24 protein-coding genes are annotated in these 26,387 nt (G+C 51.9%); 17 read left to right on the top strand and 7 right to left on the bottom strand.

Annotated features, from left to right (window positions below; all coding sequences use genetic code 11):
* Positions 1-24 precede the first annotated feature (24 nt).
* Both nagA and AB1656_15335 read right to left on the bottom strand, forming a co-directional pair.
* The gene (gene nagA, locus AB1656_15340; protein MEW6236757.1) at positions 25-1,242 is read right to left on the bottom strand and encodes an N-acetylglucosamine-6-phosphate deacetylase; all 1,218 of its coding nucleotides are present in this window, start codon (positions 1,240-1,242) and stop codon (positions 25-27) included.
* Between the two features lie 125 nt (positions 1,243-1,367).
* Positions 1,368-3,911: a S41 family peptidase gene (locus AB1656_15335; GenBank protein ID MEW6236756.1), complete on the bottom strand. Its 2,544-nt coding sequence runs from the start codon at positions 3,909-3,911 to the stop codon at positions 1,368-1,370.
* Positions 3,912-4,076: 165 nt separating this feature from the next.
* Here AB1656_15335 and AB1656_15330 point away from each other — a divergent pair, with 165 nt between their 5' ends.
* The 3 genes from AB1656_15330 to AB1656_15320 are packed head-to-tail and all read left to right on the top strand — an operon-like array spanning position 4,077 to position 5,881.
* Positions 4,077-4,658: a Uma2 family endonuclease gene (locus AB1656_15330; GenBank protein MEW6236755.1), complete on the top strand. Its 582-nt coding sequence runs from the start codon at positions 4,077-4,079 to the stop codon at positions 4,656-4,658.
* A gap of 8 nt (positions 4,659-4,666) precedes the next feature.
* On the top strand, positions 4,667-5,245 hold the full coding sequence (locus AB1656_15325; protein ID MEW6236754.1) for a Uma2 family endonuclease: 579 nt from the start codon (positions 4,667-4,669) through the stop codon (positions 5,243-5,245).
* 24 nt (positions 5,246-5,269) lie between these two features.
* Positions 5,270-5,881 carry a Uma2 family endonuclease gene (locus AB1656_15320; protein MEW6236753.1) on the top strand — a complete coding sequence of 204 codons (612 nt, stop codon included), beginning with the start codon at positions 5,270-5,272 and terminating at the stop codon, positions 5,879-5,881.
* Between the two features lie 4 nt (positions 5,882-5,885).
* Here the strand turns inward: AB1656_15320 and rimI are convergent, their stop codons facing one another.
* The 4 genes from rimI to AB1656_15300 all read right to left on the bottom strand — a co-directional run bounded on the left by rimI (position 5,886) and on the right by AB1656_15300 (position 9,127).
* The gene (gene rimI, locus AB1656_15315; GenBank protein ID MEW6236752.1) at positions 5,886-6,374 is read right to left on the bottom strand and encodes a ribosomal protein S18-alanine N-acetyltransferase; all 489 of its coding nucleotides are present in this window, start codon (positions 6,372-6,374) and stop codon (positions 5,886-5,888) included.
* Entirely contained in the window at positions 6,335-7,045 is a 711-nt protein-coding gene (gene tsaB / locus AB1656_15310; GenBank protein MEW6236751.1) for a tRNA (adenosine(37)-N6)-threonylcarbamoyltransferase complex dimerization subunit type 1 TsaB, read from the bottom strand. Before tsaB ends, rimI begins: the two co-directional genes overlap by 40 nt.
* Positions 7,046-7,068: 23 nt before the next feature.
* Positions 7,069-8,151, bottom strand: coding sequence for a 5-formyltetrahydrofolate cyclo-ligase (locus AB1656_15305; GenBank protein MEW6236750.1), 1,083 nt, complete (start codon positions 8,149-8,151; stop codon positions 7,069-7,071).
* 277 nt (positions 8,152-8,428) lie between these two features.
* Entirely contained in the window at positions 8,429-9,127 is a 699-nt protein-coding gene (locus AB1656_15300; protein MEW6236749.1) for a tetratricopeptide repeat protein, read from the bottom strand.
* On the opposite strand from AB1656_15300, the gene AB1656_15295 reads away from it, so the two are divergent.
* On the top strand, positions 9,126-9,302 hold the full coding sequence (locus AB1656_15295) for a hypothetical protein (GenBank protein MEW6236748.1): 177 nt from the start codon (positions 9,126-9,128) through the stop codon (positions 9,300-9,302). The genes AB1656_15300 and AB1656_15295 overlap by 2 nt on opposite strands.
* Here AB1656_15295 and AB1656_15290 read toward each other — a convergent pair.
* Positions 9,272-9,505: an FmdB family zinc ribbon protein gene (locus AB1656_15290; GenBank protein MEW6236747.1), complete on the bottom strand. Its 234-nt coding sequence runs from the start codon at positions 9,503-9,505 to the stop codon at positions 9,272-9,274. The two genes, AB1656_15295 and AB1656_15290, sit on opposite strands and share 31 nt — an antisense overlap.
* A 666-nt stretch (positions 9,506-10,171) precedes the next feature.
* Here AB1656_15290 and AB1656_15285 point away from each other — a divergent pair.
* The 13 genes from AB1656_15285 to AB1656_15225 all read left to right on the top strand — a co-directional run bounded on the left by AB1656_15285 (position 10,172) and on the right by AB1656_15225 (position 26,377).
* Complete coding sequence (locus AB1656_15285; protein MEW6236746.1) at positions 10,172-11,857, top strand: ATPase, T2SS/T4P/T4SS family; 1,686 nt, start codon at positions 10,172-10,174, stop codon at positions 11,855-11,857.
* Between the two features lie 139 nt (positions 11,858-11,996).
* Positions 11,997-13,217 (top strand): type II secretion system F family protein, encoded by a 1,221-nt coding sequence (locus AB1656_15280; protein MEW6236745.1) that lies wholly within the window; start codon positions 11,997-11,999, stop codon positions 13,215-13,217.
* A gap of 126 nt (positions 13,218-13,343) precedes the next feature.
* Positions 13,344-13,877: a prepilin-type N-terminal cleavage/methylation domain-containing protein gene (locus tag AB1656_15275; GenBank protein MEW6236744.1), complete on the top strand. Its 534-nt coding sequence runs from the start codon at positions 13,344-13,346 to the stop codon at positions 13,875-13,877.
* On the top strand, positions 13,852-14,307 hold the full coding sequence (locus AB1656_15270) for a type II secretion system protein (GenBank protein ID MEW6236743.1): 456 nt from the start codon (positions 13,852-13,854) through the stop codon (positions 14,305-14,307). The genes AB1656_15275 and AB1656_15270 overlap by 26 nt, the downstream gene beginning before the upstream one ends.
* Positions 14,308-14,316: 9 nt before the next feature.
* On the top strand, positions 14,317-15,159 hold the full coding sequence (locus AB1656_15265) for a prepilin-type N-terminal cleavage/methylation domain-containing protein (GenBank protein ID MEW6236742.1): 843 nt from the start codon (positions 14,317-14,319) through the stop codon (positions 15,157-15,159).
* 58 nt (positions 15,160-15,217) lie between these two features.
* Positions 15,218-16,525: a helix-hairpin-helix domain-containing protein gene (locus AB1656_15260; protein ID MEW6236741.1), complete on the top strand. Its 1,308-nt coding sequence runs from the start codon at positions 15,218-15,220 to the stop codon at positions 16,523-16,525.
* Positions 16,522-17,982, top strand: coding sequence for a hypothetical protein (locus AB1656_15255; protein MEW6236740.1), 1,461 nt, complete (start codon positions 16,522-16,524; stop codon positions 17,980-17,982). Before AB1656_15260 ends, AB1656_15255 begins: the two co-directional genes overlap by 4 nt.
* Positions 17,983-18,139: 157 nt before the next feature.
* Complete coding sequence (gene pilO / locus AB1656_15250; protein MEW6236739.1) at positions 18,140-18,748, top strand: type 4a pilus biogenesis protein PilO; 609 nt, start codon at positions 18,140-18,142, stop codon at positions 18,746-18,748.
* Between the two features lie 2 nt (positions 18,749-18,750).
* Positions 18,751-19,635, top strand: a complete 885-nt coding sequence (locus AB1656_15245) for a hypothetical protein (GenBank protein MEW6236738.1) — start codon at positions 18,751-18,753, stop codon at positions 19,633-19,635.
* A 121-nt stretch (positions 19,636-19,756) separates the two neighbouring features.
* Positions 19,757-22,621 (top strand): secretin N-terminal domain-containing protein, encoded by a 2,865-nt coding sequence (locus AB1656_15240; protein ID MEW6236737.1) that lies wholly within the window; start codon positions 19,757-19,759, stop codon positions 22,619-22,621.
* Positions 22,622-22,721: 100 nt separating this feature from the next.
* Positions 22,722-24,632 (top strand): hypothetical protein, encoded by a 1,911-nt coding sequence (locus AB1656_15235; GenBank protein MEW6236736.1) that lies wholly within the window; start codon positions 22,722-22,724, stop codon positions 24,630-24,632.
* Between the two features lie 39 nt (positions 24,633-24,671).
* Positions 24,672-25,157, top strand: coding sequence for a hypothetical protein (locus AB1656_15230; protein ID MEW6236735.1), 486 nt, complete (start codon positions 24,672-24,674; stop codon positions 25,155-25,157).
* 74 nt (positions 25,158-25,231) lie between these two features.
* Complete coding sequence (locus AB1656_15225; protein ID MEW6236734.1) at positions 25,232-26,377, top strand: VCBS repeat-containing protein; 1,146 nt, start codon at positions 25,232-25,234, stop codon at positions 26,375-26,377.
* Positions 26,378-26,387 lie beyond the last annotated feature (10 nt).

The raw sequence follows: 26,387 nt of genomic DNA, 5'->3' as shown, positions 1-26,387 counted from the left end.
AGCGAACCGTTGTTTTTCAAGGCGTCAAGCTTGATAGACGATACGCCCGGCTTTGATGGTCATGCGGACTTTCATATCTTTATCGAGTACGGCGAGATCGGCGTCTTTGCCGGCGGCCAGAATGCCGCGGCGGTATTTCCATTCCAGAATGCGGGCGGGATTGAGGCTGGCCATCTGGGCGGCTTGTTCTAAAGAAGCGCCCGCGTGATCGATCATGGTTTTCAACGCTTTGTCCATGCTCAAGGTGCTTCCCGCCAGCGTATCGGGAGAATCCGCCAGATAAGCCCGGCCTTCGCGCATGATGACTTTCTGGCCGCTGAAATCGTATTCGCCGTCCGGCGAACCGGCGGCGCGGATGGCGTCGCTGACCAATAGAATTTTGTCGTGCTTCTTCACTTTTAAAAGCAGTTGCAGAACGGCGGGGTGGACATGAAGCGTGTCGGCGATAACCTCGACGAACAATTCGTCCCGCAACATTGTACCCACCAGAACGCCGGGACGCCGATGGTGCATAGTAGGCATGGCGTTGAAAATATGGGTAACGCCTTCCAAGCCGCTGTCGATGGCTTCCGAAATCTGTTCGTAGCGGGCTTTGGAGTGGCCGATGGAAAGATGCAACGGCTTTATGAATTCCGTTCCGACGTTGCCTTCCGCCGATTTGGCGATGGAGGCTGAACGCAGCACCTGCATGGCGCCAGGAATTTCCGGTGCGATGGTCATGACGCGAATCCAGGCGCCGCCGACGTCCATAATCTCCCGGAACGCTTCGCGAGAGGCGGGCCACATGTAATCGGGCCGGATGGCGCCGTGCATTTCGGGATTGAGGAAAGGGCCTTCCAGATGGACGCCTTCGATGATCCGGTGGGGACTGGAGGATTCGCAGAATCGCCGGATGCGGCGGATGCAGGCGAAGAGTTCTTGCTTGGGCTGGGAATAGACGGTGGCGATCAACGAAGTCGTTCCATGACTGGCGTGGAAGCGTCCGATTTCGTCCAGCGCATCGGGATCCGAATCGGTGCAGTCGAAACCCGCCCCGCCGTGAACATGGACGTCAATGAAGCCGGGCAAGACGTAATGCCCGGGCAGATCGAATACGTCCACGTCCGGCATGTGCAGCAAATCTTCCGTACGTCCGATCTTGACGATCTTGCCGGATCGCAACAGCAGAAAACAATTTTCCGCCCGGCGAAACGGCGTAATCGCCGTAACGTTGTTCAATACGATAGGTTTGACATCGATCATTTTTTTAACGCGGCATAAGACTGATTTAGTATTTGCGCAACATGGATTTGAAGTATAACTCTCCCTTGAACAGTAACAAGCAAAGATAGGGGATTGGCGTTGATTTTAATATAAATTGCATCTTATTATCTTTCCGCGTAGGAGCTGCTGGCTTCGGCGCGAACTGCCCAGTAGGTTTTTCCCGCCTCATCCGCCAATCCGACGGCGTCGATTTCGTTCCAGCCGGGAACTTTGGGCGAGTCGATATAAATCTTGATCTTTTGACATTGGATCGACTTTTCGAACTTGATCTCGGATACGCCGATCTCCTGGCCGGGAGGCGTCGGGTCTTCGCCGCTCCAGGCTTCCGTCTCCTCGCCGTTCTCGTTAATGAGCGTAACTTTATCCACGGCGCCGGGATTGAAGGTTTCTACGATTTTCACGCTTGCGGGAAAAATCGGCTCTTCGAATTCCAAAATTAGCCATTCCCTCTGCCCGTCTTGGGTCAAGGAAGCCCAGGCCGTTACTAGATCGCCCGCGTTCGGCGTGTTGGGTTCGCCCGTCGCTTGTTCGGGACCCCAAGGCCGTTTTTGGAGAGGGGTGGATGATAGGACGATCGGCTCCATGATGTCGGCGAAACTGCTGCTGGCATCGGCTCCAACCGCCCAGCGCGTTTTTCCGTCCACGCCGATCAGTCCCACGGCGTCGATCTCGCCGCTTCCGAATACGCGGGAACCGTCAAGATAAATTTTGAGGCGCTGGATCTTCGCCGGTTTGGAAAAATCTATCTGCGAAACGCCGTTATTTCGATCCGGCGGCGTGGGATCGTTTCCCGCCCAGAGTTCGATTTCTTCTTCCGTTGGATTGAGGGCGCAGATTTTATAAACCGCGCCCGGATGATGATTCTCGTGAATAACCGCCGACGCCGCATCGATTACTTCGCCGTAAGCGAGCAGTAACCATTCATCCGGACTATGGGGCGCGGCAGGCGCCCAGGCGGCGGGAGAGGAGCCGGGATTGTGGACGTCCGGTTCGCCGATTACTTGCTCCGCGCTCCATGCCCGCTTCTTGGCGGCGGCGTGTATGGCGGAAGGACCGGCGATAGGCTGCGGCGGTAACGGCTCATGGCGCAGCCGTTCAAGGGCGGCGGCGAGCAGGTCGTCGTTTTTGCCGGTAAAAGCGTCTGCGTCCGGTTCGAAAGCGATATCCGGTTGAATGCCGCGTTCGTCCAAAGGCGTCCCGTCCGCTAAAAGATCGATCCAACGAGGCAGGCTGACCTGCACTCCCGCGGGCAGATCGATGATTGTGGGATTAGCGCTGGAGCCGCAGGTGCGATCTCCCATTGTGGTTGCTTGCGGCGCTTCCGCCATCATGCAGATGAAGGATTCGTTGCTGCTCATGCACTTTTGGCCGATGAGGATGAGCGTGGGACGGTCGAAACGCCAAGGGCCGCGAGGGATAGTTTTTCGCGGCATCTTTTCCGTCAAATCGCCGTGTGCGGGGCCTTTTCGGTATTGGCTATAAGAATAAATCACTTCTTTTTCCAAAAAACGTCCGGCAACGGCTTGAGCTAAATCCTCGCTGCCGCCGCCGTTGAGACGGACGTCGACGATCAACCCTCGCACGTCCCTCATTTCCTCTAAAGCCTGATCGAATTGGCCGGGAATTTCGGGATTCGTCCAACTCCAAATCGCGATATAACCGATTTGCTCCTTCGTTTTTCCCCAATGGACTTGCTGACCCGTTTTCGTTATTTTTCCGATCATGGCTTCAAGCGCTGAGGGATTGGCGTTGCTGGAACGAGGCCGGTTGAAGACGGGGACGCTCTCTTTTCCGATATGAATCCAGATATGCAGGTCGCGCAAAGGAGCGAGCATCTTGGCTAAAATCCAAGCGAATTCGAAACTGTTTTTCGCCTGCAACGCTTGAGGGCGGAATTGCTCTTTCAGTTGGTTCCAATCCACTTCCGGACGCAGCGTAAACAGGGGGTATTGTTTATCGTAAGCCGTCCATAATTGGTCGAAACTTTTTTCCGTCATTTCCGGCGTAATCGGTTGCAGCGGCGGCAGCGGCTTATTCTGGAAAAACGATTCGTATTTTATGGATTTCTTTTTTAAATCCACCGAGTAAAAACGCCGCAGCGGCGGCTCCGACTTTACGTCTGCATCGACGATCATGTCTGGAGGAGAGGGAATGAGCGCCGACATTCCCGCATGATAGCTGTTGCGAAACTTTGCGTTGGCGATTCGCTGCATCAGGGGAAGCAACTCCCGATTTTCTTTCCCGGAAAGTACTGTCTTCGGCGGAAACAATTCGTTGATCTTGGCGGGATGAAATCGCAGCCATAGATGCGAAATTTCTTCGGCGGATTTATTGCGGATATGAGTCAAAGATCCTTTTTCCACAGGCATGACGACGGCCCAGACGGCGCCGTCGTCGCTATGTCCCACGCCTAAGTCCGACTCGCCGCATTCGATGGTAAGGTTCGATCCCACGGAGAAAGAAAAACGAGATATTTTGTAAATATCGTCGGAAGTAAATCGCCACGGCTTGGCTTGTTCCGCTTGGGAATAGCCTTCCGTCAAGGTTGTGGGATATGTTCCCAACAACCCCTTATCTTTCGGCGCGCAGGAATAGGCCAACAGCATAACGCACGCCAGCCCAAGAATCCGAACGGATAGTTTTTTCATTATCGTTCCCCCATCGTTATTTTTTTAATAAAATATCATAAATAGACGGCTTTGTGGATATGAATGGATATATGAATTATTGTTGTTAAAAAGTGGTTGAAGAATGTCGATCGTCATCGTATGAATGAGAATTGATAGTATAATAAAAAATCGGGAGAGATGATTATGCCCTTGCCGCAGGAAAAAACGAAATTCACATATCATGATTATCTGACCTGGCCGGATGACGAACGCTGGGAGATTATCGACGGAACGGCATACGCCATGTCACCGGCGCCGAATCTTGAGCACCAGTCCATCATTTGGAATTTGGTTTTGACGCTTGGCGCAAAACTGAAGGGGAAGACATGCGTTCCTTGGGTTGCTCCCACCGATGTAGTTCTCTCGGAAAGCGACATCGTCCAGCCTGATGTATTCGTCGTTTGCGACAAGAACAAAATGAAAGGGGGGAATATTCAAGGCGCTCCCGATTTGATCGTAGAAGTTTTGAGTCCATCTACTGCGAAGAAAGATCGTTGGGAGAAAAAGAATCTTTACGAGCATTTTGGCGTAAAGGAGTATATCCTGATCGATCCATCTGCGCTCTTCGCCGAACGCTACTTGTTAGGAACCGATGGACGATTCGACCGGGGAGAGATTTTCGATTCCCAACAAACGATGTCTCTTAAGTCGCTTGGCGAGATGGAAATTTCATTATGGGAAATTTTCGAGGTTAAAGGACCGGAAAAAGAGACTGATTTAAGGTAAGATTAATTATGCCCTTGCCGCAGGAAAAAACGAAATTTACGTATCGGGATTATCTGACTTGGCCGGATGACGAGCGCTGGGAGATTATCGATGGAACGGCTTACGCCATGTCTCCGGCGCCGAACCTTGCGCATCAGGCGATTGTGCGCAATTTTATAACGTTTCTCCAACAAAAATTGCTCGGGCAGACCTGTACGCCTTGGGTTGCTCCCACCGATGTGGTTCTTTCGGAAAGCGACGTCGTCCAGCCTGATGTTTTCGTCGTTTGCGATAAGAACAAAATGAAAGGGGCGAATATTCAAGGCGCTCCCGATTTGATTATTGAAGTTTTAAGTCCCGGTACCGCCAAGAAAGACCGCTGGGATAAAAAAAATCTCTACGAACATTTCGGCGTAAAAGAGTATGTTCTAATCGATCCCTCCGGAATGTTTGCCGAACGGTATCTGTTGGGGAGCGATGGGCGATTCGACCGGGGAGAGATTTTCGATTCTCAACAAAAGATGTCTCTTAAGTCGCTTGGCGAGATGGAAATTTCTTTATGGGAAATTTTCGGAGTTAAAGGACCGGAAGAAGAGATCAATATTTAGTTTTATCTTTGAGAGAGGTTAACCATGCCCTTGCTGAAAGAAAAAACGAAATTTACGTATCGGGATTATCTGACCTGGCCGGATGACGAGCGCTGGGAGATTATCGATGGAACGGCTTACGCCATGTCTCCGGCGCCGAATCTTGAGCATCAGGCGATTGTGGGCAATCTTATTGCTTATCTGAAACAGAAATTGCGCGGACAAGCCTGTACGCCTTGGGTGGCTCCCACCGATGTGGTTCTCTCGGAAAGCGATGTCGTCCAGCCTGATGTTTTCGTCGTTTGCGACAAGAACAAAATGAAAGGGGGGAATATTCAGGGCGCTCCCGATTTGATTATCGAAGTTTTGAGTCCCGCTACTGCCAAGAAAGACCGCTGGGATAAGAAAAATTTATACGAACATTTCGGCGTAAAGGAATATATCCTAATCGATCCCTCCGCACTTTTCGTTGAACGTTATTTGTTAGGGAGCGATGGGCAATTCGACCGGGGAGAGATTTTCGATTCTCAACAAACGATGTCTCTAAAATCGCTTGGCGAGATGGAAATTCTTTTATGGGAAATCTTCGAAGTTAAAGGACCAGAGGCGGAGAACGCCGCGCCCGATGGCGACGCGTCCGCGAAGACCGAAATCTAGCGGATCATAACATTAATCGATAAATCAAGGCATCCTCTTTCGGTTTGACGTAGTAATCTTTGCGCCGGCCTTCCTCTTGGAATCCCAATTTTTTATAGAAAGCGATTGCGGCTTCATTGGAGACTCTGACTTCAAGCGTAACGGAGTGAATTCGTTCCTTTAAGCCGACATTAATCGCCTGCTTCAAGAGCGCTTCCGCCAGGCCGATTCTCCGGCGTGCGGGATGGATGGCGATGTTGTTGATGTGCGCCTCGTCGTTTGGAAAAACCCAAAAACAACAATAGCCCGCAATGGCGCAAGTCTCCGCCTCTTCGGCGACCAGAGTACGGTTGTATCCCCGATCTTGCAAATCTTCCAGGAAAATGCGTTCCGACCAGGGATCGCTGAACGATTCCACCTCGATGGCGTAAACCTGGGGCACGTCGTAAAGACGCATGGAGCGGAAGCGGAATTTCATAGCGGAGGCCGTCCATGAGGATAACGCTTTTTCCAATTGATTTCCGCCTGCGAGGGGCCGAGGTAATGGGGTTGCAGCTCCTGGGGCGCGACTCCTTTTCCTTCCATCAGGCGGTGGACGGCGATTTCCGCCAACAGATCGGCGCGGGGCTGGTGAAAGGCTTGAGGCGGTTCCAGATAATCCTCACCCAGCATATGGCGCAGTTGCTCGCGGCAGGCGGGTAGTCCCGGCCCATAGAAAATCGCCGGTTGATGGATATGAGAAACCAATTCGTCCGGCTGAATGTTGAGTTCTTCGGAAATCGCTTCGGGTTTCGTTCCATTCCATTGAAAGAACTGGGCGTAGGACCATCCCTTGCGGGCGGGCAGAAGAGGACATAGGGGATGGGACGCATAAGGCAGCGCCCAGGAGAGCGTTTCCAGAGAGGAGACGGCGGCGCAGGGCAGGTTGCGCGCAAAAGCCAGCGCCTGGGCCGTGGCGATGCCAATGCGCAAACCCGTATAGGAGCCGGGGCCGGAAATGCAGGCGACCGCCGTTAAATCTTCTACGCCGCAGCGGGCGTGACGAAGCAATAGGTCCACGGCGGGCATCAATCCTTCGCTGTGCGTCATATCGACGCTGGCGGTAATGAGAGCCGCCAGGCCGTCATCCCGCCAGAGGGCGGCCGAACCGGTGGGCGTCGAGGCGTCAATGGCTAAAAGAAGCATAGGATTTTTCCCGGCGTTCAGATTCAAACTTTGTGCAACGATTTCTGATCCCGCAAAACGGTTGCCAGCGTCCATTCGCGCTTGCCGTCATCGCGCAAATCGCCAAAAAGATGGATTGCGTTTTTGGGGATGAGGGCGCCCAGCCTTTCCGCCCATTCTACGGCGACGATTCCCGGTTGGTTGATCGTCTCGCGCCAGAACTCCTCATCCTCCGGCGAAATGGCTTCGATACGGTAACAGTCCGCATGAAAAAGGGGAACGGCGGCGCGATATTCCCGGCAGAAAACGAACGTGGGGCTGACGGCTTGTCCTTTCGCTCCCAAAGCGGCGGCTAATCCCTGGACGAAGACCGTTTTGCCGGTTCCCAGTCCGCCGTGAATGGCGATGAGGCCTCCATTGCGCAAACCGTTTTCCAAAAGCCGTTGCGCCAGTTTTCGCGTCTCCTCCTCGCTGGCGCTGGTGAATGCGCTAAGCGTAAGTTCGTAAATCGATTCCTCGGTAACGACGAGATCGGCGGGGATGTCGCGCTCTGTGGTTTCCAGAGCGTGAACCACCTGGAATTCGAACGCTAAGGCCGCCGCCGCCGCATCTTGGCGGCGCAGGGAAAGCAGGCGATCGTAATAACCGGCGCCGAATCCAAGGCGGGAACCGAAGGGATCGAAAGCCACGCCTGGAATCAGGAAGAGATCGACTGAGGAGGGAGAAATTCGCTCGCAGCGGTTTGGAATCGGTTCGCGGATGGAAAAAGCGCCTTGCGGCGCAAGGTCGTCGCGCAAATCCCGGATGCGGTAGAGTTCGAGATTATTGCCGTTAACGCGGGGCAAAACGACATGTTTTTTTTGATCCAAGAGAGAGGAAATCATTTCATCCGTTCCCGCTTCCGTAGGCAGGGAAGCGTAGGCGGCGACGCATTGCGCCGCTTGGATTTCCGGTAGGGAAAGAACGGCTGACGCGATTTTCTGGTTTTTATAACGAATGGCCCTGGGGTCTTGGGAGGCGCGCATATCCCGCATTAAGGGGCGTAAAACGTTTTTTTCCCAAAGGGCGGAAGGAGGGAAAGCTCGCCGCTTCAAAGCGGAAGATTGGGCGGAAGAGAGAGGATTCATTCCAAAAACAGCGGCCAATGGTCAGCCAAAACCCGCCGTTGAAACGGCGGGCTATTATTGTTTGCCCCTTTAAAGGGGCATTTGGCAATAGCCCAGCCTTTCAAGGCTGGGAGAAGCAATTTCGCGGCATTCAACTTTTTTTGCGTTTCGAAAGAACCATAATCATGGAAGCCTCAACGCCTTTTTTGAATGATTTTTCCGATGGTATGAAAATATTGGCTGCGTAATATGAGTTATTAAAATCCTCGTTACTCGCCGATTGTTACTGTTTCTCGGGCTAATTGATGGCCCCGACCGGTTTCGTTTCGAGCCATTCGATTCTTTCCAACGCTTGCATGTAATAAGCGGAATCGGCGGGAATGGCGCGGTAACTATCCAAGGCTTTTTCCGGTTGGTCCATATCCTCGTAACAGCCGCCTTTTAAAAAGAGAAGATATTGTTTCAGGGAATTGGATTGGGCTTCTTTTTCTATGCCGTCCAATTCGGTTATGGCTTCATTGAATTGTCCCAGGCTGCGGAAGGTTTGAACCATGGCGATGCGAACGGAAATCGCCTCGGACAACTCCAAACCGGGGAGGGCGGCTTTATAATCGTTCAACGCCTCGGCGTACTTATTGATTTTGAAATAGCAGTTGCCGCGTTGCACAAGGGTCAGTTTGGCGATTTTCTGGTTAGGATAGCTTTCGAGCAATTTATTGTACTCGCCTAATGCTTCTTCATATTGTCCTTGCGTAATAAAGGCGGCGCCGTTGCCGAACAGGATTTGCGCTTCGTTGAAGTCCGACGTCGACTTCGTGCGCCAGAAATAACCGGCCAGGCCGACAACTATAATTAGCAGCAACGTCAAGCCTAACATTTTTCCGTATTGGGAAAAGAAAACCCGCGCGTTTTCATAAAATTCCTGTAAAAAAACGGTTAATTCATCTTCTTTCAAACGGCGTTGAAGTTCCTTGCGGTCGATTTTGGAAGGGGTCATGAAATTTCCTTTATTCGTTCTTGTTTGGAGTGAGCGATTGCAACTCTTTGAAATTAAAGGCTATATTGCCTCCACCTTGAAGGTTTTGCAAACCATACAGGTAAATATAAATAATCGGGTAATGGGTGTATTTTGCACGGATTCTCAATCCATGCAAGAAGGACAGCATCCTTGACCGCATGCGGGAGAGGGGCCCGGCATACCGCAAACGCCGCTCGAGCAGGGATTGTTTTGCGCCATCCTCACGCCGAATGTTGAGAGGATCTTCTCGACTTTAGAACTTGCGCATGAAGGACAATGAATTTTTTCTGAACCGGAATAGACCAATTCCTCGAACACGCGCTCGCATTCCTTGCATTGGTATTCGAAAAGAGGCATGGCGTAACTCCTAATTTTAGTGATGGTTGCCGAAAAATATAATAAAAGGTTTTTTCGATATGGGAATAGACTATAAATAGTTTATATGGGGGCGCAGCATAGTCAACGCCGTTAAATTTTTATATTTGAAATTGCCGTATAAAGAGAGGCTCTTGCAAAATTAATGAAATCCGTCTTAAAATTCTCCCCCCAAGATTGGGGGGAGTTAGAGGGGGGTTGATTTTTATGGACTTACGTCAACCACCTCCTAACCTCCCCCAAGCTTGGGGGAGGAATAAAAATAAAGGAATTTTGCAAGAGGCTCATGAGATAAAGAAACGGCGCCATCCTGCGGCTGAGAAAAAATGGCGGCAGAAAATCGTTTTTGGATTTTATACGCCTTCATCCTAGGGAGACGAGAATGTTACTTCAAGAAAATCAAGCCTAAAGCAAAGCAGATAAGGAATTTTACGAATGCGCCCTACCAACAAATAAACAGAACAAATGAAACATTTTCACCGACAGATTCGTTAAATGATAAGAGAGGGACTTTACCCAGACAATTTATCCTAGTTTTACTATAATACTATACGATAAGGTATCTATTAATAGTATGTTTTGGGAATGCGTTGGCGCCGCTGGCTGCGCCTTCTCTTTTATCGAGTCACTAGTCGATGGGAAGAGGACATGAACGGGCTGAATTTACAGGAAATATTGAAAAGTTCCGAGTGGATTAACGAAGAACAATGGCAAAAAGCCAAACAGGAGCAATTTGAGACGGGTGATCCGCTCGATGAAGTGCTTTTGCGGCATCAAATTATTGAAGAAGAGCGTTTATTAGACGCCGTAAGTCAAGCCTACGGCGTACGTTGGATGGAAATCCCCAAAAAACTTCCGCCGAGCGTCGTTAACGCCGTCCCGGCGGAGTTTGCCTTGCGCCATTGCGTGTTGCCGGTAGTAAAGGAAAACGGAACCCTTACGGTAGCGGCGATGGATCCCAACAATCTGCAAGTATTCGACGATTTACGAATGCTGACGGGTTGCGAAATCGAAGTGGTGCTGGCGCGCAAGAAAGAACTGCTGGAAAGCATCGAACGCTATTTCGGCGCCAGCATCGAAAAAATGATCGCCAACTTGAGCAGCGAGGAAGACGAAATCCGCCAGGTGGGCGACAATATCTCCGATCTTCAGGAATTGGCGCGCGAACCGACCGTCGTCAACCTGGTGAACCTCATTATCTTCCAGGCGGTGCAGGAAAACGCCAGCGATATCCATATCGAACCGTTTGAAAACGAGTTGAAAGTCCGCTATCGCATCGACGGCATGTTGCGGGAAATGCCGCCGCCGCCGAAGCATTTGCAGTCGGCGGTCATCTCCCGCGTGAAGATCATGTCGGAAATGGATATCGCCGAACGCTACACTCCCCAGGATGGCCATATCCGCCTGCGCATCGCCGACCGCGAGTTGGATTTTCGCGTTTCTACCATCCCCACGGTGTATGGGGAGAGCGTGGTTATGCGCATTCTCGATAAGACGAACGTCCTTTACGATATATCCGAGTTGGGATTTTTCGAGGACATGCGCAAACGGTTCGTCCGCCTGTTGCATCGCAGCCACGGCATCATTCTGGTGACGGGACCGACGGGATCGGGGAAAACTACTACGCTCTATGCGGGATTGAACCGCATCAAAAACCCCATGGTAAAAATCGTTACCATCGAAGATCCCGTCGAGTACAACATCGAGGGCATCAATCAGATGCAGGTCAATCCCAGGCGGGGCTTGACCTTCGCCAACGGGCTAAGGTCGATCGTGCGGCAGGACCCGGACATCATCATGGTGGGGGAAATCCGCGATTTCGAAACGGCGGAAATCGCCATCCGCTCGGCGTTGACGGGCCACCTCGTCTTCAGCACGCTGCATACGAACAACGCCTCCGGCGCCGTTACGCGGCTTTTGGATATGGGCGTGGATCCCTATCTCATTTCCTCTTCCTTGGCGGCGGTATTGGCGCAGCGCCTAGTGCGCTTGAATTGCCCGAAATGCCGCGAGCCTTACGAACCCGATCCCGAAGTTTTGATGCTCGCCGGCGCTCAACTGCCGAAAGACATTCGGCCTTTTCGAGGCATCGGTTGCGAATTTTGCCATAACCAGGGTTATAAAGGCCGCTCTGGTATCTATGAATTGATTGCATTTAACGACGAACTGCGGAATTTGATCCTGACTCGCCCCTCTTCCAACCAAATTCAGCAAATGGCGAATATCAAAAGTTTGCGCGAATACGGCTGGCAGAAGGTTCTGCATGGAGAAACGACGATCGAAGAAGTGATCCGAGTTACCGAGGAAGAAGAAATCGCCGGAGTCAATCTATAACCAAGAGCCAAGGTTCGGCGGCGCCGATCTCATTTATTTCCGTCGAGAGCAAAAGATAAGCCTGATCGCCGTGCGGCGCGGGAAGGATGGCCGCGTTGCGCGGGTAAGTGCGAATTGAATCTAGGGGACGGTAATTTTTATGCCTTTGTATCATTATCGAGCCTTAACCAATGAAGGACAACTCGTCTCCGGCGCCATCGCCGCCGTGACGCGCGTCGAAGCCGTCTCCCAGATCAAGGAACGGGGGATGCGGCCGGTCAATGTGGACGAAGAAAGCGCCAAGGTCCAGACGGCTCCCACCGTTGCGTCCATCGAAAAACGATCTCGCATCACCAGCCGCGACATCCAGGTCTTCACCAGCCAGCTGGCGGCGCTTTTACACGCGGGAATCGTGATGTCCAACGCGCTCTCCATCCTGGAAGAGCAGACGGAAAGCGGTTCTCTCTCCCAAATCATTCACGACGTGCGCGAGGATATTCACGGCGGCGCCAGTCTGTCGGAATCCCTAAGCCGATATCCAAAGCAATTCAATAAGTTGTATTGCAGCATGGTGCGCGTCGGCGAATCCGGCGGCGTGCTGGATGTGGTTCTTAAGCAATTGTCGGGATTCATGGAAGCGGAGAACGTCTTGCGTTCCAACATCCTGACGGCTTTGGCTTATCCCATGTTAGTGGTATTGGTGGGCATCGGCTCCATTACCGTTCTGGTTACCTTCGTCATCCCCCGTTTGAGCGGCGTTTTCGCCGATTTTGGAGACAATCTTCCTTGGTTGACGCGGACGCTCATCCGTTTCAGCGACGGCGTATTGAAATATTGGTGGGTGTTTTTTCTGGCGCTAGCGGGCGTTGTATACATGATACGCCGGATGCTTCAAAGCGAGGCGGGGAGAGAAAAACTCGATCGTTTCAAGGATCGCATTCCCGCCTTGGGAACGGTTTTCATTAAAGCGCAGATCGCACGCTTTTCCCGGACGATGGGCACGCTGGTGAAAAGCGGCATACCCGTGCTCAACGCGTTGAATCTAGTCGTGGATACGACAACGAGCGCCATTTTGTCGCATTCGCTTCGCAATGTGTGCGAAAAGGTCAAAAAAGGCGAAGGATTGGCTAAGCCATTGCGCGAAACGGGCTTCTTTCCGCCGATGGTTACGAACTTGATCGCCGTTGGGGAAGAATCGGGATCGCTGGATGAGATGCTTTTCCAGGTGGCGGACGCTTATGATGTGGAAGTCCAGCATTCCATTAAACGGTTCATCACCCTCTTCGAGCCTATGGTTATTATTCTTATGGCTATCGGCGTGGGAGGCATTCTTTTCGCTTTCTTGCTGCCCATTATGAAAATCGGCAACATGATGGGATGAGGTTTTCGATGAATATTCCATAGGAAAGAAATAAGCCGCCTGGACGCATGATTTTAAATCATTTCCAGAGTAAATCTTAAACCGGCTGGTTCGCCTTTGCGTTTCATCCATAGCAGGAGAAGAAGTGTGAGAAAAAGCGCCTCCCCCGATAGAGCGGGCTTCACCCTGCTGGAGTTAATCATGGTCGTTACGATCATGGCGGTCCTGGCGGGCGCCATCGTCCCCAATCTCAATTCCTATTTTTCTGGCAATACCATCAAAAATGCCACTAGCACGTTGGGTTATATCATCCGTTTCGCTCGCAGCGCCGCCGTGGAACGCAGCGTACGTACGAAAATCAGCTTCAATCCCGAAAACGGCGACGTTATTTTTTCCGTGGAAGAAGACCCTTCGTTGCAGCCGGGCGTTTATGTTCCGGAACCGGTTCCCGTCGCTTATCCCAAGGAATACAAGAAAGAAGTAAAAGTAGCGGGCATCGTTAAAAATTCGCTTTTTGGATCGCAGGCGGAGAACGAATTGACGTTCAATCCCGATGGCTCGACCTCGGACGCTTTTATTTATCTGGCGGATCGGGACGGCAGGAAGAATACGATCGCGATCGTGGGATTAACCGGTCAGGTGATGACGTGGAATTATGAAGCGACCTCTTTTACCGATTAATTTAGCGAAAACGCCCTCTCGGACGATCTTGGCGCCGGAAGGCCAGGCTTCCTTTTCCCTTGTGGAAGCGCTTTTGGCGATGACCATACTCGGCATCGCCGTCACCAGCATATTGACCACGTTCTCCGCCAGCCTCGTGGCGTCGCGAATATCGCAGGATTACGCCTTGGCCGCTACTTTAATGGACGAATTGCGGGCGGAATTGCGGACGGACATGTTTCTTCCTACCGATGTTAACCAAGGCAATTTTACTTCCTATCCGGAATTCGCCTGGAAGGTGGATTACTATTATACGGAGATCGATAAACTCTATCAGGTGCGCTTGACAATCGCTTGGATTCGGGCCAATCAAGAGCAATCGCTTTTATACTATACCTATCATTATTATGCGTCTCCGGAAGAAGAAACGGCCGGACCGTCGTCGGTCTAGCGAAAGACGATGAAAAAAGCGCCTGGATTTACCTTGGTCGAATTATTGATGGCCGCCACCCTGTCGGGATTGGTGCTGACGGGGGCGTTTTTATCGCTTTCGGTGGTGCTGCAAGCCTACAAGAGCCAAGCGGGGAAATCCTCTACCGCCGACAGCGCCCGCCTCATTTTGGACCGGATGCGGCGGGACTTGACCGCAACCTATTTCTCGCCGCACAAAAACATGACGCGCTTTGTCGGCGTCGATTCCGAAAATACCGCCATGCAGCAAGACAAACTCATGTTTATCAGCGCCGTCAACAATCCCGTGGAGATGGGCGAAGGAACCAGCGACCTGGCGGAAATTCAATATTTCAACAATTCCGAAGAGACCGCTCAGACGAATAATCCCTGGTTGATGCGGCGCTACGATCCTACGCCCGATATGGACCCCTTCCACGGCGGCGAAATCGCTTTGTTGGGTCCGAACGTGGTTTATCTCGATTTTCAGTATTACGACGGGGAGATGTGGTGGCCGGAATGGGACTCCAGCGAGTCGATCCCCAAGGCCGTGTATATCTCCATCGGTCTTTTCAATCCCGAACAATTGGGCCAGGAGCCGAGCGAAGACGCCCTCGTCAAATATACCACCATGGTTTGGCTAGCTAATTACCGTTATGTGGAAAGCCAAGGCCAGCCTGGATCGACGATGGGGACGGAGGCGGAATCGCAGGGAAGCGGCGACCGCTCCGGCGGCGGGAATTCATCCAATAACAACGGCGGTTCCAATAGGGGAGGCAATTCCAACCGGGGAGAAAATTCGAACAGCGGGGGCAATTCGAGTCGGGGAGGAAATTCGTCCCGTGGGCGATAGAAGGCTTGGAAAAAAACGTCGAGGGGCGGCGGACGCCTCTTTTTTCCTCCCGGCGAGGGTGAGACGGAAGCGGGCATTCGCTTTGATTGTGGTGTTATGGATCGTAGCCATTATGGGAACGATCACGATGATGTTTTCCCGCCAGGCGCGTCTATCCCTCAAGATCAACCGCAATTCCACGGAGGCGACGCAGGCGGAACTGTTAGCGGAGGCGGGCATCCATCATATGATGGGAGCGTTGGTTCAAGACGCCCTCGAAACGTTATCGGACAACGAAAAAGAGAGCTGGTGCGACAACCAGGCCTCTTTTTTCAACGCCGCCCTGGGGAAAGGAGTCTATACGCTCATCCATCCCAACCTGGAAGAGAAAAACGCCTATCGGTACGGGGCGGAAGACGAATGCGGCAAAATCAACATCAACGTGGCGACCAAGGAAATGCTTATGCAGTTGCCTAACGCGGTAGAACCTGTCGTCGAAGCCGTGCTGGATTGGCGAGACAATGACGACAATCCTCAAACGTATGGGGCGGAGATCGATTATTATCAATCCCTGGCGGAGCCGTATTCCCCTAAGAACGACAATTTCGATTCCATTGACGAGTTGCTGCTGGTCAAGGATATGACCGTCGATATTCTGTATGGCGAAGATACGAACGGCAACGGCATTCTGGACGCCAATGAAAACGACGGCGCCAAGAATTATCCTCTCGACAACAACGATGGGATTTTGGATTACGGATGGCGTCCCTTTATTACTTACTATTCCTACGAGAAAAACGTAGACAAAAATGGAAGTACGCGCATCAATATTAATTCGGCGGACAAAGATTCCTTAACGCAGAATTTTCAAAACGAACTATCGGAAGAGGAAATCAACTCCATCGTCACCACGCGGGATCAAAACCAATTTCAATCCATTGGCGATCTACTGGGAAACGATGGAGGAGGGGGAGGAAGAGGCGGCGGAGGCGGCGTCAATTTGAGCAAGGAAAAATTCAAAGCCATCGCCGACCGGATCACGATTTCCGACGAAGATCAACTCATCGGACGCGTGAATATCAACACGGCCCCTCCTCAAGTATTGCGCTGCCTGCTCCCCAACAACGAGGATATCGTGGAGAACATCCTCGAATACCGCCAATCGGATCAAGGACCGTTCGAAGATATAGGACAATTGGTGGACGTGGCGGGCATTTCGAACAACCAGATCAAGCAACTGATCAATCTGGTCTGTACTAAATCCTCCGTCTTCTCCATGCGATCCATCGGCTCGATGCCGGCAACGAAAGCTTATAAGGAAATTTTCGCCCTCTTCGACCGAGGGTCGGACCCTGTGCAAATCCGCTATTGGAAAGTGCTGCGATGAAATCGGAAAAACTTGCGAAACATATCGTGCTTTTGCAGATCGCGGGCGGCCATTTGGCGTGGCTGGAGGCGAAAGAGACGGAAGGTTCGCTGCTCTTGATCGGCGGCGGGATGGAGCCGTTGGCCGCCGGGGGAGAAGAGGTCTCTTCCGCTAAGGACTTGCGCCAAGCAATCCATGCCGTATCGAACCAGCTTCATGTGGGCTGGCTTGAGAAGCCGGAAGTGATCCTGATCGCGCCCACGCATCTTCTCACCGCCCGCTTTATGGAGACGCCGCCCGCCGATATCCAAGACATCGGCGAATTGGCGGCGTTCGAAGTCTCCGAAGCGTTGCAGGTTCCCATCGAAGAGATCGCATGGGACAGACTGATCTCATCGGCTCACGGCGACGCGATGGAGAAGCACCTTCTCTGGGTGGCCGCCCGCAAGGATTTTATCGATTCCTTGATGGAGGAATGGGCCAGTTCGGATTTGGCGCCCACTCAGGTTACTCCCGATTTTTGGGGACTTTACGAATTTCTGTTGAGCCTGGACGAAGAATCCCTCAAGACGCCTACGGTCATCGTTTCCCAGGAAGGGGGAAGGGCGACGATCACCGTTGCCAACCGCCGCGCCGTATACGCCGCCCGCTCCGTCACGCTGACCCGCCCTTCGCTATCCGGCGGAGAGGCGGACTCGGAGGTTCAAAAAGAGAGACTTCTGGCGGGCGAAATCGAACGCACGATGGCTTTCGCTTCGGACCGCTTTCCCAAAGGATCGATCAAAAGCATGATCCTCTGCGGTTTTCCCGATTGGGAACTGAATCAGTTGCGGGAAATGACCGAACGCAACGGGATTGTTCTTAATCATCTTGTTCTGAAAGACGTAATGGCGTATTTCCAACGCAAGGGGGGCGAATTGACGCCGCTGCATCTGCCGCTTCTCTGCATCGCCTACTGCCGTTTGCATAAAGCGATAAAGGGAATCAACTTGTTGAGCGCGGAGGCGGAAGCGATCTCCTGGCGCGCTTTGTTCCATGAAGCGGCTGCGCCTTCGCGTTCGTTCCTCGCCGCCGCCGGTTGCCTGGCGGCGTTTCTAATCGTTCTATGGGCGGGAGGATCGATTTGGTATAAAGGAGCCCGCGCCGCACGGTTGGATAAAGGCGCGGACATGATTAAAGTGGCGGAACGCCTGTTGCGGGAAGAGACCGTCTTGAAAGAGATGATGCGCAGCGATTTCGATTTCGGCAATCTTTTCATATTCCTGTCGGAAGCGCTTCCCCAAGGCGTAATGGTAAGTTCCATCTCCGTGGATTTGAAGACGGGCATAGAATTGGCTCTGGCGGGCGTCAACCACCAACGCATCATTGAAATCATCGAAAAATTGAATTCCGGTTCCCTTATCAAAGACATGGAACTCGACCGCTCTGTGAACGAATCGGGACAATTCGTCATTTACTTGAAAGGCAAATTGAAATAACTAATGTTATGCAAGTAAACTATTTTTAAAGGAATTTGCTGACTTTACAATTCCTCTCCCAAGATTGGGAGAGGTTAGGTGAGGGTTGATTTGATTGAACTTAATCCCCATCACCCTACCCCCTCTCCCAAAGGGCGAGGGAATGGAAATGCACAACATGAGTGAAATAATCGAGCGGAAGGAGCGCGGACGCATGGCATTCTCCAAACGGGAAAAACGTTTAGCATGGATCACTTTCGCATCGGCGATTGCGGTTATCTTGATGTGGGGAGGCAAACTAATCTCCTCCAGGATATCCGATTCCAGCGTATCCAGCGCTACCCAGCAGCAATTTCTTGAACTTTTCGCCATGATGGATAACGTCGACGAGCAAAAGACGCGCAATTTGGCGCTGCGCAATAAATTAGGCAACGAAAAAGGGACATTCATCGAGAAAAACGAGGCTCACAAATTCGTGGCCGCATTGGAGCAAACAGCGGGGATGAGCGGAATGCAAATCAAGAGTTATTCCTACAACGAAAATATGCGCACGCGGCCTATGCCGCGTTTGGATGTCAAATTGTCGATGCAATGCCAATACGAGCAATTGATCCCTTTTCTGGACAATCTGCGCAATTGCAGCATCGTCTGCCAAGTTACATCCATTAAAAGTACATTGCAGGATAAAAACCGGCCGGATTTAGACGTTCAGTTGACTGTTTCCACTTATCTGATCGATGCCAAAACCCAATCCGCCAGTCCGGCGGCCGCCGTTGCGAGAGGATGATTATGAATCCATTTCCGCTCAACCGCTTTCAACTTATCGCTAAGCGTTATTGGCAATCCTTTGCATTAGCCATCTTAAGTCTATTGGTTTTGTTTCAATTGTACTCATGGGGATCGGTTTACGTTGAACTCGCCAAGGTCGATTCTTTAATCGCCCAAACTTCAAACCCCAATTCGTCTCCCAACGCCAAGGATGGAGAAAGCAACGCCAAGGATTCTAAAGTTAACGCTAAGAAGGAAATGAAAAATCCTTCTAACAATCCATCGAACAAACCGGGGATGCACCCGGAAGGGAAGGGAATGCCGCCTGGCGTTCCAGGAATGGGCGGGCCAGGAATGGGCGGGCCAGAAATGGGGGGTCCGGGAATGAGCGGGCCGGGAATGCCTCCGGGGGGACCTCAAGGGCAAAAACCGCCCAGAAAACCCGCTCGCAATATCTTTAAAGAGATGCCAATGAATTATCAGTTTACGGGCATTTTCATGGATAAAGCCGTTATCAACAACCAGTATATCGCCGTGGGAGGAAAAATCGGCAATGCGACGGTGACGGCTATTGGAGTAGATACCGTTACATTGATGGAAGACGGCAAAAACCAGCCCCGGATACTGAATTTGTTCCAGCCCGGCGAGGGAGGCGGTGCTCCGCCGCCGGGCGGTCCCCAGCCTTCTATGCCTAATGCAAAGCGTCCTTCGGGTCCATCCAAAACATCGGTTAATGTTGATGTTTCTTTTTCGGCGCCTCCTCCGGATCAAGCCTTAAAAAAAAGCATGAGAGAGCGTTTCGAAAGCATGTCGCCGCAGGAACGGGAACAGCTGCAACAGAAAATGCAAAATATGAGTCCGCAGGAACGGCAACAAGTCTTTGAGAAAATGAGAAATGGCGGTTGAGAAACGAATCTATAAAGATATAGACCTTCAATCGATTACATTGGATCTTCTTGAAAAGAGATCATCGCGCGCGCATCCGCGCATTCCGAATGAAAACTATTCCTATACGAGGTGGGAGAAGATGAACTACCGAATAAAAACAATCCTAACGATCGTTCTCATCGTCCTGGGAGCGATCGCTCTGCCTTCGAGAGTCTTGTCCCAAGACGCTTCGGCGGGTGAAAACGCCAATACCGAAGCGGCGGCGCAGGCCAAGCCCGCGGATGACAATAATCCAAAGGCTTCGGGAGGTTTGGGCAATCTGTTCGCCACAGCGCTGCAGGATATGCTCAAAAAGGGAAAGATGTTCGTCCCCAACGGCGAGTCGGCGACGCCGTCAGAGCCGGGCAAGCCGGGAGAGCCGGAGAAGTTCAAACTTAATTTTAATAACGCTCCTGTAGATCAAATCTTGAAATTTCTGAGCGATATGAAAAAGAAAGTCGTTCTCAAGAGCGATCAGGTGCAGGGCAACTATACCATTATGAATCCCAACGAAGTGACTCAGGAAGAGGCGATGAACATCATCGACGCCGCCTTCGGCCTCAAGGGGACGACGTATATCGAAACCGATCAGATGATTCTGATACTGCCAATTGCAGACGCCAAAAAAATGGGCGTGGACGTAAAAGTCGGAACTGGAGATCAGGACTCCAGCGCCCGCGTTACCAGCACGGTCATCGATCTGAAATACGCTTCTCCTTCCCAACTCAAAGAATCCCTCGCGCCGTTGATGCCGGAAAACGCCAATGTCATCGCCGACGACCGCACCGGCTCGATCATCATCACGGATACGGCGGCCAACACCGCCCGACTGGAGAAAATCATCCGCCAGTTGGATAAAGAAGGGGCCTTGGAAGGCGTGGCGATCCGAGTATTCAAGCTGCGCTACCTGAACGCATCGGAAATGTCGAGAAGCCTGAACGATCTGTTGGAAAACATAGTGGTTTCCAAAATGACTGGCGGCAACCGGCAAGACCGGCGCCGCAACGCCAACGTGGAAGTCATTGGCGATCGTTCCACCAACTCCCTCATCATTTCCGCTCCTCAAGAAGCGATTCAGGAAGTATCCGACTTCATCGAGAAATTAGACGTCAGCGCCACGGCGGAAATACTCAACGAAACCTTCACGATGAAAAACGGCAACGCGACGGAAATCGCGCAGGGCTTGAATCAGATGCTGCAATCGCGTTCGTCGCAGAATTACCGTCCGACGGTAGTGGCGGATCAACGCTCTAATACCGTAATCATTTCCGCCTATCCCGAAGACGTGAAAACCATCAAAGATATCCTCGTAACGCTGGACGCCAAGAAAAGTTACGACAAGATCACCCGCGTTTATCCCCTAGAGCACGCCGACGCCATTATCCTCAGCGGGATGTTGAAACAGTTAATTGGAGAAGGCGATTCTTCTTCAAACCGCGGCGGGTATTATTACGATTACTATTACAGCTACAGCCGCCGGGGACGAGGCGGAGAAGAGGATCAAATCAAAATCATCGAGGATCAGCGGTTGAACGCTCTCATCATCACCGCCCGGCCGTCCGATTTCGACATGATCGAAGATTTGATCAAACAACTCGATCAACCCTTGCCCGAATCCAAGGAAGAGCCTCGCGTCTATCCCATTAAATACGCCAGAGCTTCGGATCTGGCCTATATCATCAACGAACTTTTCAGCGACCAGCAATCGGGCGGCGGATTTTTCTTTTTCTATCAACAGCAACAATCGTTGACGGGACTTTCCGGCAAAGTAAAGGTCATCGCCGACACGACAACCAATTCCATCGTCGTAATCGCAGGTACGCCGCGCGCCTTCGACGTCGTGGAAAAACTGATCAAACAGTTGGATCAAAAGAATCCCGAATATGGAACCACGAAGGTTTTTCCTCTGAAGAATGCGGAAGCAGAATATATGAGCCAGCAGTTGACGTCTCTTTTCGAAGAACAGCGCGGCGGCAACCAGCGCAACCAGGGCTTCTATTGGTTCATGAATCAATCTTCCGCCAATCAGAACCAGCAAATCAGCAACCTGATCGGCAATGTGCGCATCGTCGCTGAAACCCGCACCAATTCGCTTTTAGTAACCACCAATTCCCAGTATTTCGAACCCATTGGCGAGTTGATTAATGAGTTGGATCAAGACATCGCTCAGATGTTGATCGAAATTCTCATCGTGGAAATTTCGGATATCAAGAACAACGAGCTGGGCATTAAGTGGGCGGACAATCTTCCCATCAACGTAGAAGCGAATTTGGAAACGCCGATCTCCGCGCTCAATCTGGATCGAGTCGCCGTTCTCTCCAGCGCCAATTATTCCGCCGTTCTCAATATGCTGGCGCATGACGAAAAAACCAACGTCGTCGCCCGGCCCAACATCCTGACGAAGGACAATCAAAGCGCCTACGTCGAAGTGATTAATGAGGTTCCCGTTCTTGGCGGATCTACTATATCCAATAATCTCTCCCAGCAAAGCATTGAATTCAAACAGCCGGGATTGAAACTCTCAGTAAAGCCGCGCATTAACAGCGCCACTACCGTTACGATTAACGTCAATCTGGAAACGGGCCAGGTATTAGTCGATCGCTATTCATTAAAAGTGGGGGATACGATCATTCCCGCTTTCGCAAAACGCGTTATTACCACCGTCCTGACTATCGACAACGAAGAGACCGCCGTTCTTTCCGGCGTCCTTGATACGAGCTATTCCGACATCGATAAAGGCATTCCCGGATTGAAAAGCGTTCCCATCTTGGGGTATCTGTTCAAATCGAAATCCAAAAGAAAATCGAATACGGAACTTCTGACCTTCATTACGCCATTCATCCTGCAAACGCCCGAAGACCGCCAACGCATCTTACGGCGGCAAAGCGAACGGATGGAAAGATATGGCGATTTCATGAAGCAATTGAATAACCTCAATGTCGAGGTCGGAATCAAACCCAATTAGGTTATTCGTTAAGGAGGCAGGGATGGGGATTTTTGCCGTTCATGTTTATTCGTCCCCTTGGATTCGTCCTTATAAAAAAACGTTATCGTCAGGGAGAATTATGAAAAAGTATCTTCTTGTACTTGTCATCTTCATAATCGGTTTAGTATGTGGAATTTCGCTTGATCGTTATTGGGGAACGCCGTCCGGAACCGGCAAGGCGGCCGCCGTAGAAGACAAAAAAGACGGCCAGGGCGATCAAACTGCCAACGCTCCCGTTCCGGTTATGCCTGCGAATCTTTCCGCTCTCCTTTTCGAAAAAACGCTGCCTAATGCTTCCCCCTGTTGGCTGCTTCTCGATATGGAGACGTTGAGAGCCGAAGGCGATGTTTTTTCGGCGATAGGCCAGGAAGAAATCTTTTCGCAGATTGGCGGCCAATTCGCCTCGGCGTTGCTTCCCCACGGGGTAACGGCGGCTGTTTCCGCCATTGGCGCCCATGCAGAGCAAGTGCGGTTGTTTATGCTTCCCTCCGAAGGCAATGCTCCCGTTTCTTCCATAGCCGCCGCTGCGAAAATTCTGAAGGGTACGGAGGAAGGCAGCCCACTCCCCAAAATCATTGAGACCTTGATCGCCGCTTTTCCCGGCGCGGCGACTTCGGAAATGCCCGCAGGCGCCGCCAAAATGCAAGTGATTTCCGTACCCTTCGGAGAGATTGCTATCCTGGCCGATTCGGGGATCGTATGGATTTCCAATCAAAAAGACGCCTTGATGAAATTGTGGACCACTCCGCCGCCTCCGGAATTGGCGGAAAAATCCGATCCCTATTCTCCTTACAAAAAACGCTTCGAAAATTCAGGCGCGGCGCTTTTCTTTAATGCGGCGAAACAAGAAGGGCCGTCGCTGGGACCTCCAGGAACGTTCCCAATGTTTCTCAAGGCTTCCGGCGTTCGTGAGGCGGTATGCCTTTACCAGCTTCAAGAGGGAGCGGGACGATTGACGATTCTGGCGCCAGCGGACAGCCTGCCCCCGTGGGCGGAAGCCTGGAAGCCGCTCGAACAGTTCTTATTCACTCCCGCCGATCCGCCCGGCATGATAGAATTCGCCATGCGGTGGCCGGAGATCGTTTCGGCTACCGCCGCCGTCGCCGCCTCCTCCGGCCCCGCTGCGGCGGAGCCTTCCGCATCGGGAGAAGAAATGGCGCCGGGCCGACCAACCATGCCGGCGGGAATGGAGGTTCAAATCTCCAACCGGCGTGGAAACCGCGATGGACGCCTAAAAGAAATGATGGCGTCGGGAACACCGCCGATAGACAAAATCGCAAATATGGGATCGAATCGGGGGGAATCGAAGAGACCTCTCGCCGTTCAAGCTCAATGGCAGATGCTTTCGCAATGGTTTCCAGCCGGGAAAGAAATCGGATTCAACCTCTTCGGCTTTGTCAATGGAACGCCGACGATGGCGATGGCGTTTCCCGAATTGGATCCGCAAAAATCGTTTTTATCCCAATTCTCCAAAATGCCGTTCGTTCAAACATCGGAGATTGAGTTGGCCATGCTGCCTGGGAAACGATTTCAAATCGGCGACAATCCCATGCCGCCTATGCTGCCTTTGAATAATCTCTACGCCGTGGAAAGGGACGGAATCACCTACGTGTTTGATGCTGAGGAAGCGGCGAAGAACTACCTCGGCGAAGCCGCTTCCGATCCGGCGGGCGCCGCGCGCCGGTCGAAAGAGATGCGATTGCTTTTGAAAGATGTCCGCTCGCCCGCGCAGATTCAAACCGTTATCTCTTCCGACTTCTTCCTATATATTTTAAAACAAGAAGAAGACCGCCTCCCCGGCGACGAGGAATCGAAAAAAGATTTCAGCGCTCTCACCACCGCCGCCGCCGATCTAGTTAAGCCAATGGCGCTGAGCGCAGGCGTGCAGGAAAAGGAATGGTTCTTGGAAACCTACGCTGCGCCGGAATTATCGCATCTCGTGGATTCGGTTTTGCTGGGGCTGGCCGTATACCGGTTTATGGGCTATTGACGCAACAGCGAATGGAATAACGAGAACAAGGGAAAAGGCATGGACGAATATCGTTTTCATTGCCGTTGCGGGAAAATCTTCGACGTTGAAATTCCACCTTCTTTCCCCGCCATTCATTTGTTGACAGGGATTCTCTCGTTGGGATTTGCGCGCCTTTGGGAATTGTACCGTCTTTCCCAATGCCCCAAGTGCGGAAAGCGAAGGTTCCGCATTTTATTCCTAGCGATCATGCTTCTATTTTTGTCGATAGAACTGATTTGGGGGATTTATTATTTCACGGAAATCGCTCCCTTGCGGATTGTGCGCGACGCCAGCATGGCCGGACTGCCGGATAATATCGACTTGGAAGCTCCTGTCGGTTCAGGAGATTATACGCTGATCTTCTCCTATGTCTGGACGGTGGGAATCATGCCTTCGGTGGGAGCGTATATCTCCATGTATTGGCTGTACGCCGTCGTAATCTGGTTCGGCGCCGTAACACTGATTGGACTCTATCTTCCCTCCCGCTATAAGCGAACGGCCTGATTCGGACATATCTTTTTCCTCGCCGCCGTTATACAATTTTCTTCCATTCGACCTATTCTTTCAGGAGGATTTCTATGCTTCGCAGCCGAAGAAATATCGTTCTCTTTTTGATGGCCATTTTTGTCCTTCCCGCCGCCGCAGCGGATCAATCCGCGGGGGATTTCCATTGGAAAAAACATACGATCAACGCCGATTCCCATTTCGAAGCGGCGGGAATCGGGGATATGAACAACGATGCCAAGAAAGACATTGTCAGCGGGGAATATTGGTACGAAGCCCCCGCCTGGAAGCCGCATAAAATCGCCGAGCTGGAGCCTATCGATACGTACTACAACGACTTCGCTGACGAAATACAAGACGTAGATGGCGATGGGGATTTGGATATCGTTTGCGTGACGTATTTCAGCAAGGAAGTTTTCTGGCGCGAGAATCCCGGCGCCAAGGATGCGATTTGGGCTACGCACACGATAGATACTCCAGGCAACATGGAGACGGGCTTTCTCTTCGACGTGAATGGCGACGGCCTGGAAGACGTATTTCCCGATCTGGCTCAAGAAGTCGTTTGGTACGAAAAACGCCCGGCCAAAGAAGGGGCGCCCTACTTTACGAAGCGTTTCGCGAGCAAGAACGGTGGAGGCCACGGCCACGGCGTGGGCGACGTCAACGGCGACGGCGTTACCGACATCGTCGCTCCCGGCGGCTGGTTGGAAGGCAAAAAGAACGGCGCGGAAATGGCTTGGACATGGCGCCCCGAATTTCAACTGGGGACGGCCAGCTTTCCCATTCTCGTTAAAGACGTAGACGGCGACGGCTTGAACGACATCGTTTGGGGCTTGGGTCACGATTACGGGCTATATTGGCTGCAACAGGGCAAGAAGGACGGCGAGCGAACCTGGACGAAGCATTTGATCGATAAGAGCTGGTCGCAGCCCCATTACATCTGGATCGGCGATTTGAAAGGGGACGGTTCCTGGCAATTGGTTACGGGCAAGCGCTACTATGCGCACAACGGCCACGATCCCGGCGCCAACGATCCCCGCTGCATCTATGTTTATACGTTCGATCCGAAAAAGGACGAATGGAAGCGCCATGTTGTCGAGGAAAACGGCAATGCGGGCTTCGGCCTCAATCCCGCCATCGGCGACATCGACGGCGACGGCGATATCGACCTGGTTTGTCCGGGCAAAAGCGGCCTCTATCTGTTCGAACAAGTGAAATAATCTTAGAGAC

It is taken from the genome of Candidatus Omnitrophota bacterium (genome assembly GCA_040755155.1).
Classification (GTDB): Bacteria; Hinthialibacterota; Hinthialibacteria; order Hinthialibacterales; family Hinthialibacteraceae; genus JBFMBP01.
This window is presented reverse-complemented; position numbering and strand designations above follow the sequence as displayed.